The 19,355-nt window shown below is 50.8% G+C and carries 19 protein-coding genes; 10 read left to right on the top strand and 9 right to left on the bottom strand.

Features of this window, described 5'->3' with window-relative positions:
- The first annotated feature begins 58 nt into the window (after positions 1-58).
- The 6 genes from JW499_RS15620 (at position 59) to JW499_RS15595 (ending at position 6,038) form a co-directional block, all read left to right on the top strand.
- Complete coding sequence (locus JW499_RS15620) at positions 59-2,038, top strand: ABC transporter permease (protein WP_205211459.1); 1,980 nt, start codon at positions 59-61, stop codon at positions 2,036-2,038.
- On the top strand, positions 2,035-3,126 hold the full coding sequence (locus JW499_RS15615) for a quaternary amine ABC transporter ATP-binding protein (RefSeq protein ID WP_232846457.1): 1,092 nt from the start codon (positions 2,035-2,037) through the stop codon (positions 3,124-3,126). Before JW499_RS15620 ends, JW499_RS15615 begins: the two co-directional genes overlap by 4 nt.
- A gap of 266 nt (positions 3,127-3,392) precedes the next feature.
- On the top strand, positions 3,393-4,166 hold the full coding sequence (locus JW499_RS15610; protein WP_205211458.1) for an SDR family NAD(P)-dependent oxidoreductase: 774 nt from the start codon (positions 3,393-3,395) through the stop codon (positions 4,164-4,166).
- Positions 4,167-4,168: 2 nt separating this feature from the next.
- Positions 4,169-4,870 carry a FadR/GntR family transcriptional regulator gene (locus JW499_RS15605; RefSeq protein WP_205211457.1) on the top strand — a complete coding sequence of 234 codons (702 nt, stop codon included), beginning with the start codon at positions 4,169-4,171 and terminating at the stop codon, positions 4,868-4,870.
- A 322-nt stretch (positions 4,871-5,192) separates the two neighbouring features.
- The gene (locus JW499_RS15600) at positions 5,193-5,537 is read left to right on the top strand and encodes a cupin domain-containing protein (RefSeq protein ID WP_205211456.1); all 345 of its coding nucleotides are present in this window, start codon (positions 5,193-5,195) and stop codon (positions 5,535-5,537) included.
- A 297-nt stretch (positions 5,538-5,834) separates the two neighbouring features.
- Positions 5,835-6,038 (top strand): hypothetical protein, encoded by a 204-nt coding sequence (locus tag JW499_RS15595; protein WP_205211455.1) that lies wholly within the window; start codon positions 5,835-5,837, stop codon positions 6,036-6,038.
- A 128-nt stretch (positions 6,039-6,166) separates the two neighbouring features.
- On the opposite strand, the gene JW499_RS15590 is transcribed toward JW499_RS15595, so the two are convergent.
- From JW499_RS15590 to JW499_RS15580, 3 genes are all read right to left on the bottom strand, one after another.
- Entirely contained in the window at positions 6,167-7,399 is a 1,233-nt protein-coding gene (locus tag JW499_RS15590) for a DUF711 family protein (RefSeq protein WP_205211454.1), read from the bottom strand.
- Positions 7,400-7,486: 87 nt separating this feature from the next.
- Positions 7,487-7,873 carry a tautomerase family protein gene (locus JW499_RS15585; RefSeq protein ID WP_091352502.1) on the bottom strand — a complete coding sequence of 129 codons (387 nt, stop codon included), beginning with the start codon at positions 7,871-7,873 and terminating at the stop codon, positions 7,487-7,489.
- Positions 7,874-7,932: 59 nt separating this feature from the next.
- Entirely contained in the window at positions 7,933-8,655 is a 723-nt protein-coding gene (locus tag JW499_RS15580) for a polyamine aminopropyltransferase (RefSeq protein WP_205211453.1), read from the bottom strand.
- 305 nt (positions 8,656-8,960) lie between these two features.
- On the opposite strand from JW499_RS15580, the gene JW499_RS15575 reads away from it, so the two are divergent.
- Together JW499_RS15575 and JW499_RS15570 are read left to right on the top strand one after the other, a co-directional pair.
- Positions 8,961-10,544 carry a carboxylesterase/lipase family protein gene (locus JW499_RS15575; protein ID WP_205211452.1) on the top strand — a complete coding sequence of 528 codons (1,584 nt, stop codon included), beginning with the start codon at positions 8,961-8,963 and terminating at the stop codon, positions 10,542-10,544.
- A gap of 155 nt (positions 10,545-10,699) precedes the next feature.
- The gene (locus tag JW499_RS15570; protein WP_205211451.1) at positions 10,700-10,873 is read left to right on the top strand and encodes a DUF6435 family protein; all 174 of its coding nucleotides are present in this window, start codon (positions 10,700-10,702) and stop codon (positions 10,871-10,873) included.
- 83 nt (positions 10,874-10,956) lie between these two features.
- Here the strand turns inward: JW499_RS15570 and alaC are convergent, their stop codons facing one another.
- The 6 genes from alaC to uraH form a co-directional block, all read right to left on the bottom strand.
- A complete protein-coding gene (gene alaC, locus JW499_RS15565) occupies positions 10,957-12,189 on the bottom strand; it encodes an alanine transaminase (RefSeq protein WP_205211450.1) in 1,233 nt (410 codons plus the stop codon).
- 600 nt (positions 12,190-12,789) lie between these two features.
- The gene (locus JW499_RS15560) at positions 12,790-13,980 is read right to left on the bottom strand and encodes a DUF3047 domain-containing protein (protein ID WP_205211449.1); all 1,191 of its coding nucleotides are present in this window, start codon (positions 13,978-13,980) and stop codon (positions 12,790-12,792) included.
- Between the two features lie 102 nt (positions 13,981-14,082).
- Positions 14,083-14,769, bottom strand: a complete 687-nt coding sequence (locus JW499_RS15555; protein WP_205211448.1) for a response regulator transcription factor — start codon at positions 14,767-14,769, stop codon at positions 14,083-14,085.
- On the bottom strand, positions 14,763-16,265 hold the full coding sequence (locus JW499_RS15550; RefSeq protein WP_205211447.1) for a sensor histidine kinase: 1,503 nt from the start codon (positions 16,263-16,265) through the stop codon (positions 14,763-14,765). Before JW499_RS15550 ends, JW499_RS15555 begins: the two co-directional genes overlap by 7 nt.
- Positions 16,234-16,752, bottom strand: a complete 519-nt coding sequence (locus JW499_RS15545; RefSeq protein ID WP_205211446.1) for a tetratricopeptide repeat protein — start codon at positions 16,750-16,752, stop codon at positions 16,234-16,236. Before JW499_RS15545 ends, JW499_RS15550 begins: the two co-directional genes overlap by 32 nt.
- Before the next feature lie 407 nt (positions 16,753-17,159).
- Positions 17,160-17,513, bottom strand: a complete 354-nt coding sequence (uraH, locus tag JW499_RS15540) for a hydroxyisourate hydrolase (protein WP_205211445.1) — start codon at positions 17,511-17,513, stop codon at positions 17,160-17,162.
- Positions 17,514-17,860: 347 nt separating this feature from the next.
- On the opposite strand from uraH, the gene puuE reads away from it, so the two are divergent.
- Positions 17,861-18,814, top strand: coding sequence for an allantoinase PuuE (puuE, locus tag JW499_RS15535; protein ID WP_232846456.1), 954 nt, complete (start codon positions 17,861-17,863; stop codon positions 18,812-18,814).
- Positions 18,811-19,332, top strand: a complete 522-nt coding sequence (gene uraD, locus JW499_RS15530) for a 2-oxo-4-hydroxy-4-carboxy-5-ureidoimidazoline decarboxylase (protein WP_205211443.1) — start codon at positions 18,811-18,813, stop codon at positions 19,330-19,332. The genes puuE and uraD overlap by 4 nt, the downstream gene beginning before the upstream one ends.
- Positions 19,333-19,355: the final 23 nt, after the last annotated feature.

Below are 19,355 nucleotides of genomic sequence, written 5' to 3'. Positions count from 1 at the left end.
GGCATTACAGATTGTCTTGTCACCTTGCAATCGCCGCAGTGCGATTAAGGAACGTCCTATGATAAAGGCTATGCGTTTTGCCATGCACACACCGTGGCTGGTGTTTGTTCTGTTGGTATTAGTCTTATTCGCGATCAGCTCTAACTCCGTGTCGTTATTCGGTACCAACTTACGCAGCATTCCTGAGTTTATGATTTTGCCGCTGTCCGATTGGGCCGGTAACGCACTGAACTGGTTCGCTCGCGAAGCCAGTATCGGCAGTCTGACCGTTCAAACCATTACCCGCAATTTTGCTGAGCTGGTCAACTGGCCAATTACAGCGCTGAACATGCTCCTGGCCGATGGCATCGTCACCGGTGCCGGATTTAACAAGCATCAGCTGATGCCACCGCTATCCTGGTTGGGACTTTCCTCTGCGCTGGTTTTGTATTCCTATTTTCTCGGTGGCCGCCGACTGGCCTGGCTATCAGCTATCGGCACTGCTTACCTGGTGTTTTTCGGTCTGTGGCAGCACGCGATGACAACTCTGGCCAGTGTCATCATGTGCGTCATCGTAGCAGCCGGACTTGGCCTGTTCATTGGCATAGCTTCATACCGGGCCGAAAAGGTTGAAATCGCATCACGCGTTGTTATGAATGTCATGCAAACAGTGCCGATCTTTTCCTACCTGGTGCCGACCCTGTTGCTATTTGGTTATGGCCCCAGCGCGGCGTTGCTTGCCACTGTTTTGTACGCATTGCCGCCGATGGTTCATGCCACAGTTCTGGCATTAAAATCGGTGCCAACTGAAATCCGTGAATATGGTGAAATTGCCGGTTCCACCAAACGACAACTGCTGTGGAAAGTCGAACTGCCAGCAGCACTGCCGATGCTGACCGTTGGCTTGAATCAGGTCGTAATGATGTCATTGAACATGGTTATTATCGCATCAATGATCGGCGCCGGCGGCCTCGGCTACGATGTATTGCGGGCGCTGCGTCGCCTCGATATCGGTGGCGGATTAGAGGCGGGTATGGGCATCGTAGTACTCGCGGTCATTCTTGATCGCATCACTCAGGCGGCTGCGAGAAGACAAAGCGCCGGACTAAACCATGAGGTTCGTTCACCCCGGCCATGGTTATATCTGTTAATTATTTTCGGAGCGACTGGGGCCAGTTTCCTGCTACCGGCACTTCAGTTCTGGCCCGAAAAAATGATGCTCTCCACTGCGCCTTTCTGGAATGAGTCGATCAGCTTTATCAATCAGCACTTCTTTGACCAGATGGAAGCACTGCGTAATTTTTCACTGCTTCATATCATGAACCCCTTTCGGGACTTTCTGGTTGAACTGCCATTTGTGTTAGTGCTGCTGACACTCGGTGGTATTGCCTATGTTCTGTCGGGTATTCGCCTTGCAGCAATAGTAATGGGCATGACGGCATTTATTGCGGTATCTGGATTCTGGGAAGCGGCCATGATTTCCGTTTACCTGACCGCGTGTTCGGTCGTCATCGCAGTTCTTATTGGTTTTCCGTTTGGGGTTTATATCGCCTCCAGCCCACGGTTGCTCAAACCTGCGTCACTGCTACTGGACACACTGCAAACACTACCGACGTTTATCTATTTGTTACCGGCGGTCATGCTATTTCGTAACGGTGATTTTTCGGCGCTGATTGCCATCGCCTGTTACGCCATCGCTCCGGCGATTCGCTATACCATTCATGGTCTGCGAAGCGTACCGGAAAGTCGTATCGAAGCAGCCATCATGGCCGGTTGTACTCCGACACAGGTATTCCGCCATGTCAAAATTCCGTCGGCATATCCCACTCTGCTGCTGGGATTGAACCAGACCATTATGATGGCGCTTTCCATGCTGGTTATTGCTGCCTTGGTCGGGACCCGTGATCTGGGCCAGGAAGTTTATATTGCACTGACGCGCGCCGAAACGGGCAACGGAATCATTGCCGGCTTAGGTATCGCCGCAATCGCACTGATCTCAGACAGCCTGCTGAAAGCCTGGGCTGCTAAAAAACAACATCAGTTGGGAGTCAAACCATGACCAACGCATCTGTTTTAGAAATGAATCTGGCCGGGGGACATCTGTCCGCGCCAGCCGCCACACAGGAAGCACGTGAAACGATATTATCCGTCTCCGGGTTATGGAAAGTGTTCGGGGCCAGTGAAAAAGAATTTAACCAGGCCAACGGAACACAACTATCGGATGAGGAGTTCGCGGCCCACGGCTGGACGGCGGCGGTGAAAGACGCGACATTCGATGTAAAGCAAGGCGAGATCTTTGTCATCATGGGCTTGTCTGGCTCGGGCAAGTCGACGCTGATTCGCAGCCTGACGCGCCTGAATACCCCCACCGCCGGCTTACTGGAGATCGACGGGCAGGATATTACCCATGCCACACCGGATAAATTGCTGGAGCTGCGCCGTAAATCTCTGGGCATGGTGTTTCAGAATTTTGCTCTGCTGCCGAACCGCACAGTGGAATCCAATATTTCCTTCCCGTTGGAAATTCAGGGCATCAGTAAAGAGGACTACAGCGCACGCGCACAGGAACTGGTCGACCTGGTCGGACTGCGCGGCCGTGAAGATCATTACCCGGCAGAATTATCCGGCGGACAGCAACAAAGAGTCGGTATCGCTCGTTCTCTGGCAACCAACCCCAAAATATGGGTGCTGGATGAGCCCTTTTCAGCCCTGGACCCTTTGATTCGGAATGACCTGCAGGATGAGGTCCTGCGACTGCAGGCAACACTCCATAAAACCGTTATTTTCATCACTCACGATCTGGATGAAGCAATGAAAATTGCTGACCGTATCGCAATTATGGAAAACGGCCGGATCGTTCAGATTGGTCGTCCGGAGGAGCTGATTTCAGCTCCCGCCGATGATTACGTTAAACGCTTTGTCAGCAAAGTACCTCTTGCGAAAGTCACCCGGGTCAAGCATATTATGTCGTCTGCCAGCACTCAGGACTTGCCTGGCCCTTCGGTATCCGCCAACGACACGATTGCAGAAATCGGCCCGTTGATTATCGATGCTGGCACAGATATTCCCGTCACCGAAGACGGCAAAATCGTTGGTGTACTAGCCAAAGAGCGCGCTATCCGGGTGCTGGCAGGTGCCAGAGACTGAGCCTGTGTCGGTTTGGTTGGAACGGGTTCCGACCGTCAAATCGACCCGATATTTCCTGTGAATGTCACTGTAATGGTTTTAACGTTGAGGCGCCTCAGAGAACAGGCTCAGTTCCGACCTGAAGCTGCCGACAACAGCCCAAGAGATTGTGAACGTGGTGCTACATCGCGAAAAATAACCATAACCGCTTTTCTGCCGCTGGCCAGCAGTGCCTGGAAAGCCACGTGATCCGGAAATCATCAAACAGAGCACAGGATAGTAATATCATGCAAACCGAACGTAATTTATCAGGAAAATATATCTTGGTGTCTGGTGGAGCCAAAGGAGTAGGCGCGGCAAGCTGTCGTATGTTTTGTCAATCCGGAGCCAGTGTCGCCATTCTGGACCGGGATAAAGACGCCGGTATTGCGCTGTCAACTGAGTTGCAGAGTGACGGCTTTTCGGTCGAGTTTTTCGAAACCGATGTATCCGTCGCCGAGCAGGTTAGCGATGCCATTGAACAGGTTTTCAAGCGTTTTCCGCGTATTGATGTGCTGTTCAATCATGCCGGCATCATGTTGGTAAAACCCTTTCTGGATATCACGATCGGTGAGTGGGATGAGCAAATGAACAACAATGCGAAAAGTGCGTTTCTGGTGACTCGCAAAGTGTTACCGTCGATGCTGGAGCAGGGCCACGGAGTCATTGTGAATACCTCGACTACCGGCGTTCGGGCGGCGACACATCTGGAGTCCGTCTATTGTGCATCAAAAGCCGCCATGCATCAGTTATCGCGTGCGATAGCCGTGGAGTATCGCGATCAGGGCATACGCTCCAATGCGATCTGTCCAAGCTTTGTGCGCACAGATCACGGTGAAGATGAAATCCAGCAGTTGAGAAACTACGGAGTGTTTGCCTCGGAAAACGACGTCAACATGATGCAGGGACGAATCTGCGAGCCAGAGGAAGTGGCAGCCGTTGTACTGTTTCTGGCATCAGACGATTCCAGCTTTATCAATGGCGCAGAACTGTTCGTCGACAATACGTTTACGGCGGTCTGATTATGCTTTGGGGACTTAGACCAGTTGAACAACAGGCGGCTTATGGCTTAGCCGTGGATCGACTCAAACGCCAGATCCATATGGGCCTGCTACTGCCAGGTGAACGGCTGCCTGCAGAGCGTAAACTGGCCGAAGAAATCGGGATTTCACGAGTCACCTTACGTGAGGCGTTTCGTATTCTGGAAACCGAGCGCTATATTTCCACCAAGCGCGGTGCACACGGCGGCACTTTTGTCGCAGACGCCAGCATTCTCGATGACATTTCTGGCCATCGAATTGCTTTAATGAATGCCACCATCATGCGTGCTATGGAGTTTAGGGAGGCGAATGAAAAAACAGCCGCGGTGTTAGCCTGTAAGCGGAGAACATTGCCAGAGATCAAAGGCATGACAGCAGCATTAAATGATATGAATAACGCCAAGTTGCCTGGAGACTTTCGCCGGGGGATAACCTTGTTTAAACTAGCAATGGGTGCGGCCTCTCATAATCACTACATCAACGATGCGGTTGAATACGGCCTGACAGATATGTTTTTCCCAATTCACATTCTGGAATCGGAGCACAACCGGCCCAGTCTGATTACGATTTATCAACAATTGCTTCAGGCCATTCAGGACCACGACGAAGTGGTCGCAAAGAATCATGCTGCGGCACTGATTCAGCTGGACTGGGACATGTTGCGCGACATCCAGAGGGTCGATTAGCCGGCCCCGGCCGCAAAGCTCATCTGACTTATCCAGATGGTGTTGTCTGCCGGGTAGCAACAGAACTCAATCACTTGGCCATAGTAGAAGCCCGCAGGAATCAAACGCTTATTATCTGCATTTGAAGCCCACGTTTCCAGCCCCGAGCCCGTTGTTCTTTATACGTGACTGAGTCGGTATAAAAACATCCCATCTACCCCTCTTATCACCCCTTATTTCTCTGTCGGCGCTTTTTAGAATAAACCACGTCGGAACCGGACAACCCCGGATATCACACTGCCATACAATAGCCGCTCTTTTAATACAAACCTTTGGAGCCGATATGTCCGATTTCATCACAGTAATGCGCGAAACCTGCCCCACTCCAGTCGTTGACGCTACCAAGTGGAAACGCATCGGCGGCGAACCGCACACCGTGAACCTCAACGCCTACCTGTCTGAAGATGGCAGCAAAATCATGGGTACATGGATCTGCACACCGGGCAAATTCGAAGTGAACTATGACAAATGGGAATTCTGCCACTTCCTTGAAGGCTACTGCATCATCACCCCGGAAGGCGAAGAGCCGGTACACCTGAAAGGTGGCGATGTATTCGTAATTGAACCGGGGATGAAAGGCACCTGGGAAGTCGTAGAGACGGTACGCAAATATTTCGTCTTTGCCTGATTCAGGCTGACGCGTTGGGCTGAGCCAGGCGAAGCCCAACGTTTATCACACGTTCTGAAAATACTCAGCGTCAGATCTCTCTGGCAGAGTCTGCACTCGTCTCCTTGGCCGTTGTGGTTAGCGCATGCAAACAGCGAGCGGTTTCACCACCGGAATCACCAGAGAACAGCAAACCTCTATACTTCTCTTCCATTGTTTCAGTGGCGACCAGCGAAAGTAAAGTAACGTAAAGTGAATTGAACACTCCCCTGCGTAAACGTTATAAAACAGTGGTTGTCTAATAATAAGGAGAAGATTATGAATAAGTATATCGCTTCATTTCTTGCTGCCAGCGCGCTGGCATTCACAGGCACCAACGCTATGGCGCAGGACAGTAGCCGCACCGAAAGCCAGACAGAAGAACTCCGGTCTCAGTCAGAATCCACAACCGAATATTCAGCTATTTCAGACAACGAACTCTGTTCATATACCAGCTTAAAGGATAACCAGGCTGAAGGGTAATTCAGCTTAGCGATTATTAACGGGGAAGCGGTTACTCCGCCGCTGGAAAAAGGCTCTCCCCCTTGATGCAGTCAGGCTATGCAGACCTGAGTCATTCAGCAGCCAATCCCGTGTCGCAGGCGCGCTGCTTATGGCACGGCCAACACCGCGCAATTGCACAGATCATCACTTTCAAAAGCCGTCATATCGCCCGCATCCAGGCCAGGAACGGGAAACACACGCACGGTTAATGGTTTGTTCAAACGGTATGCCATCGTCCCGGTATCTCTCATCAGTGCCGCAATCTTGTCTGCTGGGGTGTCTCCAGGGATAGGAACGGTATCCAGCCCAATGCCACACACCGCGCTATAGGTTAACAATGAACGGATATCAAAATGTGCATCGATACTGCCCTGCGCCAGGCCGGTATCTTCTGTCAGCGCCAGCATCAGGCCGGAAAAGCCGACCAGATCGACACCCTCAATCGACTTGAACACCCGGGTCAATAACGCTGACGCCTCAACGGTGCCCGCGGCACCAAAATATTCCACCCCCATCTGCTCATAGACAGCGGTCATACTCGCACAGTTTTTAGACGGGGCGGCAGAGCTGTCAAAGCCAGAAAACTCAAATGGCATGTCAAATTCAGCATGGTCGATAATCGTTTGAATATGGCTGATATGGTGCTGTAGTGCGTTACGCATCACCTGATAATACCCTTGAAACAGGTCATTATGGTTTTCAGCATCCGTGGTCTGGTTATATGTCTGCAGCACATCAACCAACAGGTCCGGTGTTTCAAGGCCGATAACAAAGCGGTTAGCTGACGCTTTGCGATGATAGCTGGCGGGAAAATAGGGAATAAGCGGCTCACAGTTAAAATTAACGGTGAAGTTAAAGTTCCCCTCACCCCGCGGGGTGATAGCGCTGATCCTTTTAACCGCCTTTACCGCATGGCGGATCAATTCGTTATCAAGAAAGCCATATTCATCCAGACCGACATTGACACACACATTGCACAGATCACCAAACGCATGAATTAACTCGGGTAAAAGCGATATTTCATGCGCAGTTTTAGCCTCACCGATGGCAAAGCGGATGCGCAAGCCGGACAGATCAGACGCGTTCAACAGCTCACTCAAAAAGGCCAGGTCAGCTCTGGCGCTGTCAAGACTGGCGGTATTCAGATACTCACCGAAGGGGTTTGTCACAATGCGAATCGACTGAACAATATAGCCATTATCGTTAAACTCTTGTGATAATCGCAGACAAAACCGGGAGGCTCTAGCGATCTCGTCTTTCCAGCTCTCTTTATCACCCGTCAAAGACAGAAAAGTGGTGATCGTTCTGACTTTACAAAGATCTTTATTGTAATAGCTCAATTGTCTGCCTCCATTCTATCTAAGCTCTCTAACCCGGTCTTAGAGTTCTGTCTGAGAATTGTGTGATCAACACAGCTCTACCGTTTCTTACACATTAACTTTGTAGTTCAGATCCCTGGCTTCATCGCCAGTTATCCCTCTGAAGCCCCACTGATAAGGAGCTTGCTCCTTAATGGTAATCTCAACATCCACCGGGGAGATAGACAGCTGCCCCTCGATCTCATGAAACAGGGCCTTGATCAGCGCCTTTTGCGTTTCCGGTTTACGACCCGCCATCATATTAATCTCAATCACCGTATAGGCGTCAGATCGGCCACCCGGATAATAGAAGTCCTCTTTATCCATCGGCACAAAACGGTGGGCACGCTTATCTTCAGGCATACCCAGCACCGCTTGCATACAACCATGAATCACATCGGATAGCTGAGCTTTTAGCGGATTTAATCGCTCTTTAATTCCATAGACAACGATCATAATCATTCCTTAATGATGATAGGTACGGGGCTGCGAAAACCGCAAGCCTACTGAATGCGCTATGGCTTCACACACACATACACCGAATTGGTCGATTCGCTGCCCTGAAACGGATTATAGAAAGAGACCACATGGGATTCCACTTGTGCAAAGACAGTCTTCAGCAGCGCCTCAAACTGCGCTTCCGGGAGATTTTGCGACCACATGGCAAACACACCACCGGGCTTAAGTTGTTGCGCCATCCGTGCCAGATTTTCAGTGGTATAAAAGCTGGCATTGGCGGAGTTAAGATACTCCGTAGGCGAATGGTCGATATCCAGCAGAATGGCATCAAACTGTTTACCAGCACTGTCCGGATCAAACCCCTGCTCAGGGTCTGTCGCCAGATCGAAGAAGCTACCCAGCACATAGCGATTACGAGTATCTTCATTCAGTATTTTCCCCAGCGGCACCTGCTCATTCCGGTGCCAGCCGATCACAGTCTCAATCGCATCCACCACCAGCAGCTCTGCAATGCGCTCATCCTTCAGAGCAGCCACAGCGGTATAACCCAGCCCCAGTCCACCGACCACAACACTAAGGTTATCGCCCAGCACCGCCGCTAAACCCAATGTCGAGAGCGCCTCTTCCGCCTCAACAAACATACTCGACATGAGAAACTCTTCGCCAAGTTTCACTTCGTAGATATCCCGGTCACCAAAAGCAGGCATCCGCCGTTTGCGTAATGAGATCTGCCCTAATGGCGAGCTCTGGCTATCAATCTCTTCAAATAATGGCGGCATGGCGGGTCGGTCCTGATGTCAGATGTGGAATGGAGGCAGGCAAACATCATACCCACTTAGTCCCTTTTTGGAAAACACTGGCCTCGCTCGCTGCGTCCCGGTCACTTTTTCAGAGATCATCACAAGGAAGCCAAACCACCAGAGCCAGAGCTGAGACAGCTGATGTTGTTTGCCCATCAACCAACTTTCTCAGGGTATTTTTGGCTGTTCGCTTTTTGACAAACTTCAGAACTAGTTAACATATTTATTATTTTTAGCGCTTCACGTATATTTAAGCTCCACTGATTTTCTATGGCTGAAAAGTAATGAAAAAAACAATCATATTAGTTGCAGGGCTGACTCTGGGGATGCTTCAGAGCCATCTGTCTATTGCTGAAGAAAGCGCAATGCAGACAACCACAGAGATCACGATCAAATCTGGCCAGCTGAAAGGCCTATCCAATGAGGGTGTGACCTCTTTCTACAATATTCCCTACGCGAAAAATCCATTTGATCAGGAGCGTCGTTTTCAGGCGCCTCAAGCCTATGGCCGTTGGGATGGGGTATTAGATGCAACGGCAGCGGGACAACCGGTTCCCCAACCCAGCCGCGGGAGAGAGGTTTCGTTGGTCGGGGCACCGGGTGACCTTACCCTGAATATCTGGACGCCCACCAAAGCTCTGCCAACCAATACCCTGCCAACACAAGAGCCGACGTCAGCAGCAAAACTGCCGGTGATGGTGTGGCTGCCAGGTGGCGCATTTATTCGTGAAGACGCCGCCGAGCAGGTCTATAACGGCAGCCAATTTGCTAAAAACGATGTCCTGGTCGTCACGGTCAACTACCGTGTCGGTGTGGACGGCTTTATGCATCTGGAAGGTGCGCCCGATAACCGGGGGCTGCTTGACCAGATAATGGCTATTGAGTGGGTGAAAAATAATATCGCCGGGTTTGGGGGCGATGCCGATCAGATCACTATCGCTGGTCAGTCTGCCGGTGCAGAGAGCGTGGCCATTTTATTAGGTACCCCTAAAGCTCAGGGGTTGTTCCAGAAAGCGATTATGCAAAGTCCTCCGATGCAGTTTTTCACCCCGGATGAAGCGACACGTATTTCCGCCAGTTTTGCGCAAAAGTTGGAGATACCGGCAACGATAGAGGCTCTCTCTGCAGTCCCTTACGATAAGCTTGTCGCCACGGTACTGGATATGGGCAATAGCATACGCAATCATGATGAGTGGGGCATGATCTCCTGGGGAGGCACCGCATTTCTGCCGGTAGCCGATGGCGAGATTGTTGCGGGCTCTCCCATGGAGAGTATCGCCAGGGTTTCCTCTGAGATCCCGGTAATCGTTGGCAGCACCGATCAGGAAGCCCGGCTTTACCTCGTTCCCAGCGGTGTGGTTGACAGAACCAGCGAGGCTACACGAGCACGTTTTTTAACCGATCTATCACTTAATGGCGAGCCATTAGCGGTTTACGCAAAGCAGGGAACAGAACACTCTGTCGGCGATAGCTATGCAGAAGTCCAGTCTGACTTTACCTTCAGAATGCCTGCACTGCATATTGCCGAGAAGCTGACGCAGAACGGTAATAATGTCTGGCACTATAACTTCTCCTGGTCCTCCCCTGCGTTTGGCGGGAAACTCGGAGCAGCACACTTTGTTGACGTACCCTTCATGTTCAACAACATCGACACCCCCCAAGCCAGCTTCTTTTTAGGGGGTCAGCAACCAACAGAGCTGGCGCAAAGGATGCACACCGAGTGGACCCGGTTTATCAAGTCTGGAAAGCCTGGCTGGACACAGTACAATCTGGACACCCGGCCCGTCATGCGATTTGATACCCAATCGGAACAAATAGACAACCCGGCTGAAGCTAAACGCCAGTTATGGGAAAACTACAGGTTCTAACCTGCCACTTAAATCGGATCCGCTTCGGGCTGGGATCGGCTGTTCAGGCTGTCCCGGTCGGAACGGATTCCCCCGTCCCGATCTTTCAACATATCAGCGATCCAACATCAACCTCTCACCGTATTGTTAAGTAACGACAAACCGTGAGAAACGTGATGCTTTCTATATTCAGATCCGATCCGACAAAAAAGCTGCGTAAGCGTTACAATGCAACACTGCAGGAAGCGATGCTCGCCCAGAGAGATGGCGATATCGAAACCTACTCAGAACGCACCGTAGAAGCTGAGAAAATATATAAAGAGATACTGGCGATAGAAAAACCGGAGTAACCGCCGGTACGAGGGCAACGGGCAGATTTAAGATCAAACGTGTCAACAGGCCTGACGCGATAGGTCAGGCCTGTCTGTGGAGTTTAACGGCGTTTTTCCGGCATCCTGATCAGGCCATCCTTACGGAACATCGCTTTGATACCCCGCACCGCCTGACGGATACGGTCCTGATTCTCGATCAGGGCAAAGCGTACGAAACCATCACCGTAATCCCCAAAACCCACACCCGGAGAGACACATACTTTAGCGTCAGAGAGCAGTTTCTTGGCGAACTCCAGCGATCCCATCGCCTGATAAGGTTCAGGAATTTTAGCCCAGATATACATCGATGCTTTGGGGATATCCACCATCCAGCCCGCCTCATGCAGTCCCTTTGCCAGCGCATTACGCCGTTGCCGATACTGCTCAGCGATATCCAGCACACACTGCTGATCCCCCTCCAGTGCAGCAATAGCCGCCACCTGCAGCGGGGTGAAGGTGCCGTAATCGTGGTAGCTTTTGATCCGGGCCAGCGCATGCACCAGCTCTTTGTTACCGACCATAAAGCCGATACGCCAACCCGCCATGTTGTAACTCTTGGACAGCGTGAAGAACTCGACAGCGACATCCTTGGCACCCGGCACCTGCATGATCGAGGGCGCTTTCCAGCCGTCATAGACAATATCGGCATACGCCAGATCGTGTACCACGATGATATTGTGCTCTTTAGCCAACGCCACCACCCGTTCGAAGAAATCCAGTTCGACACACTGCGCGGTGGGATTGGACGGAAAGCCGAGAATAATCATCTTCGGTTTCGGAATCGACTCCCGGATAGCCCGCTCCAGTTCAACAAAAAAATCGACACCGGGAATCAGCGGAACCGAACGCACCTGGGCACCGGCAATCACCGCGCCGTAGATATGAATCGGGTAACTTGGATTGGGCACCAGAACAGTGTCGCCATGATCCACCGTCGCCAGCATCAGATGCGCCAGGCCCTCCTTGGAACCAATAGTGACAATCGCCTCCTCTTCAGGATCAATCTCGACCTGATAGCGATCCTGATACCAGCGGGAGATCGCCCGTCGAAGGCGTGGAATACCGCGAGAAGTGGAGTAACCATGGGTATCATCACGCTGCGCGACGGTGCAGAGCTTCTCAACAATATGCGGTGGTGTGGGGCCATCGGGATTGCCCATACTGAAATCGATAATATCCTCACCACGACGGCGCGCCGCCATCTTCAGCTCAGCGGTGATATTAAAAACATACGGGGGCAAGCGATCGATACGGGAAAAATGACGTACGGGGGGGGTGCCAGAATTATCGGCCATAGTAACCTCTATTAACGTAAGCGCCCGGAACCGTCCGAGCGACGCCGACCCTGTGCTCAGGGACGTAGGGGAAATATTAGCGGTATATGAGCGGGCTGGCTAGACGGGAGGGTTAAATATTTAGTCGCGAGATCGCGGCTCCGCCACTAGCTAGTTATCTAGAAAAAGCAGGGACATCGCTCGTGGATCGAACTATAAGAGCCGTGGCTCGTGGTTCGAACGCCGGTTCCCGGCTTGCCCGTCGCTCGGAAAGCCTTCTTAACAGCAAGAGTGATGGAGCAGGTTTCTGTGCTATTAAGAAGGGTTGGTGAAATCGATTGCTCTGACCCTTTTGATTCTCTGTGGTTAAACTTTGAAGTAAAGGATCCCCCTTAAAAAGGGCTCCTACAATAACAAGTTGGGCAGTAATACCAATCGCGACGGGGACGTCGCTCCTACAACAACCCCCACAGAAAGCCACACCCCCGCTTTTTCGAGACGACAACGAACAACGGCTTTTCCTTTAACCATCCGTCGCTTCAGCAGAAAATAATGCCCCTTCAAAAGGGGTAAGTAGTATCCTTTTCTTTCAAATAGTTCACACGGGAGAAATAACCAGCGTCACAGCACTTTGACGATTGTTGAGCCGCGGTGTAAGGCTATATCACTGTAACTACATCTTCCCGAGCTACGGAGGAATACGCTGTTGGCAATCAACCAGATTCGGGTGACCTGTGTGGCCGAACCTCCAATAAATTGCTGATAATCACTATACAGGTTCCGCTGCTCTTTCAATTCTTTACCTAACTCAGTTGCCCCACTTCGCTGCACAACATGGGTTTCTATGTCGCTCCAGCGCGGTAGTGGACATTGAAAGACCTTGCCTTCCGGTAACGATGAGCTCCACATATATGTAATGTCTTTACCATCATCAAACTCAACTGCAATAGATAGATAATCGTGACTCAAGACAGCATCTTCGGCTACATCAGCCGGTAGCTGTTCAACCAGCCACTGCCAGGAAATACCCAGCCCCTTCTCCAGGGGCATTTCGATGGGATATTGTAAAATACCTACATCTTTGTGAGTGTTGCAGTCTATATGGCCCTCATGGTCACTGGTAAAGATCCCCCCATCACCAAACATATACATATAGTGCCAACCCGCCGGCAGGCTGCTTTCATGGCTTAACCGCTTAATTTCGGCACTTACCAAGCCTTCTACATCACCGGCTGCGGAAAGTTGTATCAGTCCCTGGAGCGGATCGTCCTGCCATATGATCGCCACTCCCTCGATGAAGCCTTCAGCCGCGACGTAGTGCTCAGGGGGCGTGAATAACTCACCCTGTGGATTTGAAAATTCACCTACGGAACGGGCGATCTCTAAAACACCGGAGCGGTCGGCCAGCATAGTGCCACTATTATTCATCGGATTATATGAGAGACCGCCATCAATTCGCGCATGAAAAGCAACACCCGGCTCCACCCACAGGTCCATCTCTTTAACAATCCACCAGCGACCGTTCAACAGAAAAGTAACAGATTGCCCTGCAGTTAACTGCCCCAGCGTTTGGGTCCAGGGAAGATCCTCCGGGGTCAGGGTAAAGTTGATCAGCCGCTCGATATTAGCCCTGGAGCGGTTAACTAAATTAGCCACCTTGAGATGAAAGTTTTTATTCGGTTCCGGTGCAGAAGCACCACTTTTCAATGCCAATACCGAGGCACAGGGAAGCAGAGCGCCAACCCCCAATATAGATTTAATCGCTCGTCTGCGACTCTGGCTATTTGACTGATCTGATAATGACTTTGACATACAGGATTCCTTATTACGTTACGGTTTCTATGTAGCGTAATAAGTGCGCGCTGTTGTTAAGTCAGTTTTGAGTAAGTAGAAGGTAAGTTTTTTGTAAGCCCTTCATGCCTCATAACGATAGCCAGAGCCCCGTGCGGTTTTAATAATCTCGGGAACCTTCTGATCTGTTTCAATTTTCCCCCTTAGCACCGCAATAGATTGATCAAGCGCCCGGCTATTGGGAAAGTAATCGCGTCCCCAGCACTCGTTAAACAGCATATCCCGGCTTACCACATTGCCCTCTGATTCATACAATAAGCGCAGAATAGACAGCTCTCTGGGGGTTAATTCCACTGAATTACCCTCACGCACAGCCCTTAAACCACCAACATCAATATACAGATCACGCATCCAGAATCCGGAGATCGGTTCACAGCTTTTATACAGGGGTATTCTTCTCACCATCGCCTCGATACGAGCTAACAGTTCATTCACACTGTAAGGTTTGCTGACATAATCATCCACACCTAGCGCGAGTCCTTCAATACGTTCAGGTTCAGAGCCCTTGGCTGATAACATCAGAATCGGCAGTGTCGGCCAGTGACTTCGCAGCCTTTTACAGAGTTCGTCGCCCGACATGCCCGGTAAATTCCGATCCAGAATACAGAGATCCGGTTTCGACTGCTGACAGGCTTGCCAGGCGTGTTCTGCCGTGTCAAAGCACAGGCAACGATAACCCTCGAGTGTCAACAGCTCTTTTAAGCCCAAAGTGGTCAGAGAGTCATCTTCAACAATCAGCACAGTTAACATGGGGGATCTCGCTTCAGTATGGGCAGATAAAGCTTATAGTGACGGCCGGAGTCTGTCATTTTCATATCCAGTCGACCATCAAATTGAGCTGCGAGTCGCTGACAGGTTTGCAAGCCAAGGCCCAGCCCGGCAGGGGCGATAGCATAGGGGCTATCAACCGCTTGCTGCCTGCGGTTATTTACCGAGAAGAACAATTCGTTGTCCTCCAGTCCTGCCGCCATTGTAACCAGATGTCCGGGAGCATACTTACGCGCGTTGTCGAGCAGATTCAGTAACACTAACTCAACCGCGAGTTTTGGATACCAGTACTTATCATTGAGTGTCGTTTGTACACAAAGCTGACAGCCCGTTGACGTCAACCGGAGCTGATACTGCTGATATAGCGACTGTAAATGGGTCGCCGGTGACAAATACTGCCACGGGTCCACTGGTTTTCCACGCATGAGTGCTGTGGCATTATCGATGATCTGAGAAATACGCAGCATCTCGTTATCAACAATCAATTGATAACGTTCTTTATCTGATTGTTCTTCGGAGCGCAGCATGAGACCAACATACAAATTGATATTCCCCAGAGGAGTTCTGAGCTCGTGGGCAATATCCTGAGTACAACTAAGCAGCGTCTCCGCCCGCAAGACCTGCACTTTGTAATGCCGGTAAACCAGGTAGGAGACAGCGCAGCTCAGCCCCAGCAGCGGCAGCACCAGCGCGAGAAATAACCAGCGAGCAGAGGCAGTTTCCTGCGGTGCAACTTTAAGTTGCGGCGTAATGATCAACCCGAGTTTTTTGAAGGTGTACTGCACCTTGGGAGGAGTATCAGGAGCGGCCTGCAACTGACTAAAGCTGTCCTCAATTTTAAAGTCATGGCTCAGCACTCTAAGCTCATCGCTATCCCACACCCAATCATGTACCACTTTAGCTGTCGACAACACACACAGGGTCATACCTGGCTGCCCCCTCCAACAGTAAAGATATGCAGGACCAATTGAAGTGGTCACCGCCAACCAGACATCCACTGCCTGATTGGCTGAGCGACGCTGTAATTGATCATGCGCAGAGATAATGTCTGTTTTCACATCGTCCAGTAACGTTTTATCAAAAAACGTCAGTGCGAGGCCAGAATCCGGGTAGAGAATACCATCGTCGGTATACACAGATACCAGTTCAATCAGGGAGCTATTAGTGGCCAGAGAACTTAAATCTCCATATTTATCATCCAGTATCTCACTGCGCACCGCGGTCTGATGCGATAAGGCCAGAGCATCAACCTGCCTGGATAATAAACTCTGTAACAGCCTGGACTCTGCCGTAGTCTTATCGAACAGCTCGCCCTTATGCAGCTCGTCCAGCGCCCGATAACCATGAATACCCAGTCCAACGACCAGCATAAACGGAATCAGAACCGCGATACCGATAAGCAACCCAGCATACCGGCCAGTGCTGCTAATCAACCGACTTAGCACATTATCTCCACTGCTCATACGCCTCAACGGCATCTGGAAACCCTTGTCTGGCAGCCAGTTCTATCCATTGCCGGCCGAGTGTTTCATTTCTGCTATGGCCGTAACCCCGTAACAGCGCCAGGCCATAATAATACTGCCCCCGGCTATCGCCAGTGTCTGCCGCACGCTTTAACCATAACGTCGAAACTCCAGGTAGTTCACCTGTATTAAGCACGCCGTCCTCATAAAAATTTGAGAGCATTAACATTGAGGCAACCAGGCCTCGATCAGCACAAGCATTAAGCAGGGTCATCGCACTCTCATGTTTACCCTCTTTATGAACCTCATAAGCTGCCCAGCAGATCACCCCTAACCTTTCGGGCAAACGCTCAAGCTGTTCCATATAGTAACGTAGATCTTCCACCGGATTAAGGTAACCATCGTCGATGGGGGCAGTATTCGCGTGAACAGTGCCGCCGTGCAACATGAATATCAGCGCCAGGCTGGTATATAAGTGATGAACGTTCAGGAAGTTTTTCATAGCTAACCTCTGTATTAGAAAAAACCGTTATAGGTAGGCTTTAATTTTTACAGAAGTTGCTCCGCCCGTGTGTAAGAAGCACGTAAGAAATTGATCGGGGATATGACAGCATGAAATTTACAGAAAGACAGATGTAAAAGATCGCCCTTAAAAAGGGCTCCTACAGTGGGTTTATTAATTGCAGGGGTCGTGAGGGAGAGTTCCCGCAATAACAAGTTGGGCAGTAATACCAATCGCGACGGGGACGTCGCTCCTACAACAACCTCCACAGAAAGCCACACCCCCCGCTTTTTCGAGACGACAACGAGCAACGTCTTTTAAAACGCTTTTTCTAACAACTAGCAAGGAGCGAAGCGACGTCTAGCGACTGAAGTTATTATTCGCGAAGCGACGTCTAGCGACTGCCGTTAAGACCCGCGATAGGTCGAATAGCTATAGGGCGAGATCAACAGCGGCACGTGGTAATGCTCCTCTTCATCGGCAATACCGAAGCGCAGCACCACTTCATCCAGAAAGGCGGGCTCAGGTAGTTCTACACCCCGTTTGCGGTAATAACTGCCAACACTGAAGACCAGTTCGTAGACGCCCTTTTTAAAATCAGCTCCTTCCAGCACCGGCTGATCGCAGCGACCATCACCATTGGTCAGGGTTGTTTGCAGCAGTTCACGGCCGGTGTCACTGATACGATAGAGCGCGACGGGTATGTCACTGCCAGGACAGCCGTGGGCTGAGTCCAGCACATGTGTTGTCAGATAACCCATAAGTTATTCATCCTCTCTCTTATACTTACGCTTTGCATAGTTAAACGTTTGCGACCTACTTTTGGCAGACCGGACTAAACTGATCTGCAGATGGCTACACTATAGAACAGCCAAAACCACAGTTAAAGACAATTTTTTAGTTTATTGTATACATTATTATCTAAGCAATATCACATACTGAAATCAAACCCTGAAACCATTGATCTTAAAGGTGTAACATCGGTTTCAGTGGAGATCCGTCGGGGATAACCTGGAATTTACTGTCTATTTTCGCTTGTTACTTTTAAAAAATATTGTATACAATGATTGCATACCAGTTTGGATTAATCCATTATTTAATCCAATAGATGCTTACCGTTTCGTTAAGGAGTGCCCCTGTGAACAATGACTATCCCCGTGATCTGATCGGATATGGCAGCCACCCGCCCCATCCCCGCTGGCCTGGTGAGGCCCGTATCGCTATATCATTTGTTCTTAACTACGAAGAGGGGGGCGAGCACTGCATTCTGCATGGTGACAGCGAGTCCGAGGCGTTTCTGTCAGAGATGCCGGGGGCACAGCCGCTGCCCGGTGTGCGCCATATGAGTATGGAGTCCTGTTATGAATATGGCAGCCGTGCCGGTGTCTGGCGTCTGTTAAAACTGTTTAGTAAATACGAGATCCCCCTGACGATCTTTGCCGTGGCGATGGCGATTGAACGTCACCCGGAGGTGGCGAAAGCGATGGTAGAAGCCGGTCATGAGATCTGCAGCCACGGTTATCGCTGGATCGACTATCAGTATTTTGATGAGTCGGAAGAGCGTGATCATCTGCTGCGCGCCATCGATATCATTACTCAGGTGACCGGTGAGCGTCCGCAGGGCTGGTACACCGGTCGCAACAGCCCCAACACCCGTAAGCTGGTGATGGAGGAAGGTGGCTTTATGTATGACTCCGATGCCTATGATGATGACCTGCCCTACTGGGTCAACAATCAGGGCAAGGGCCATCTGGTAATCCCTTATACACTGGACACCAACGATATGCGCTTTGCCACACAACAGGGCTTTAATAGTGGCGAACAGTTCTATCAATATCTGAAAGACAGTTTCGATACCCTGTACGCAGAGGGCGCCGATGCACCAAAAATGCTCTCTATCGGTCTGCACTGCCGCCTCATCGGTCGTCCGGCCCGGATCGCAGCACTGGAGCGGTTTATCCAATATGCCCAGAGCCATGAACAGGTGTGGTTCAGTCGCCGCATCGATATTGCCAAACACTGGTACGCCGAGCACCCCTTTAACCCGGAGAGCGCATCATGAGTAACGCTCAGTTTCAACACTGCACCCCAAGCCAGATGAGCCGTGAAAGCTTTGTCAGCACCTTTGGCGACATCTATGAGCATTCGGCCTGGGTTGCTGAGCAGGTCTTTGATCAGGGAATCGATAGCCGTTGTGATGAGATAGCGGCCCTGCATGGAAGGATGGCAAAGATCTTGCTCGAGTCTGATAAACAATCTCAACTGGATCTGATCAATGCTCACCCGGACCTGGCCGGAAAAGCCGCTATTGCCGGTGAGCTGACCGAATCTTCGACCTCAGAACAGGCCGGTGCGGGCATCAGTGAGTGCACCGCCGAAGAGTTCGCCCGTTTTACCCAGCTGAATGATGCGTATAAAGCGAAGTTTGGTTTTCCATTCATTATGGCGGTCAGGGGCAGCAACCGGCACCAGATTCTGGCGGCCTTTGAAGAGCGCATCCATAACAATCCCGAGCAGGAGTTCAGCCGGGCATTACAGGAAATCAACAAAATAGCGCAGTTCCGACTGGAAGCTATGTAACCTATTTACGCTAGATGAGTAAA

This window comes from Amphritea pacifica (assembly GCF_016924145.1).
GTDB lineage: Bacteria > Pseudomonadota > Gammaproteobacteria > Pseudomonadales > Balneatricaceae > Amphritea > Amphritea pacifica.
This window is presented reverse-complemented; position numbering and strand designations above follow the sequence as displayed.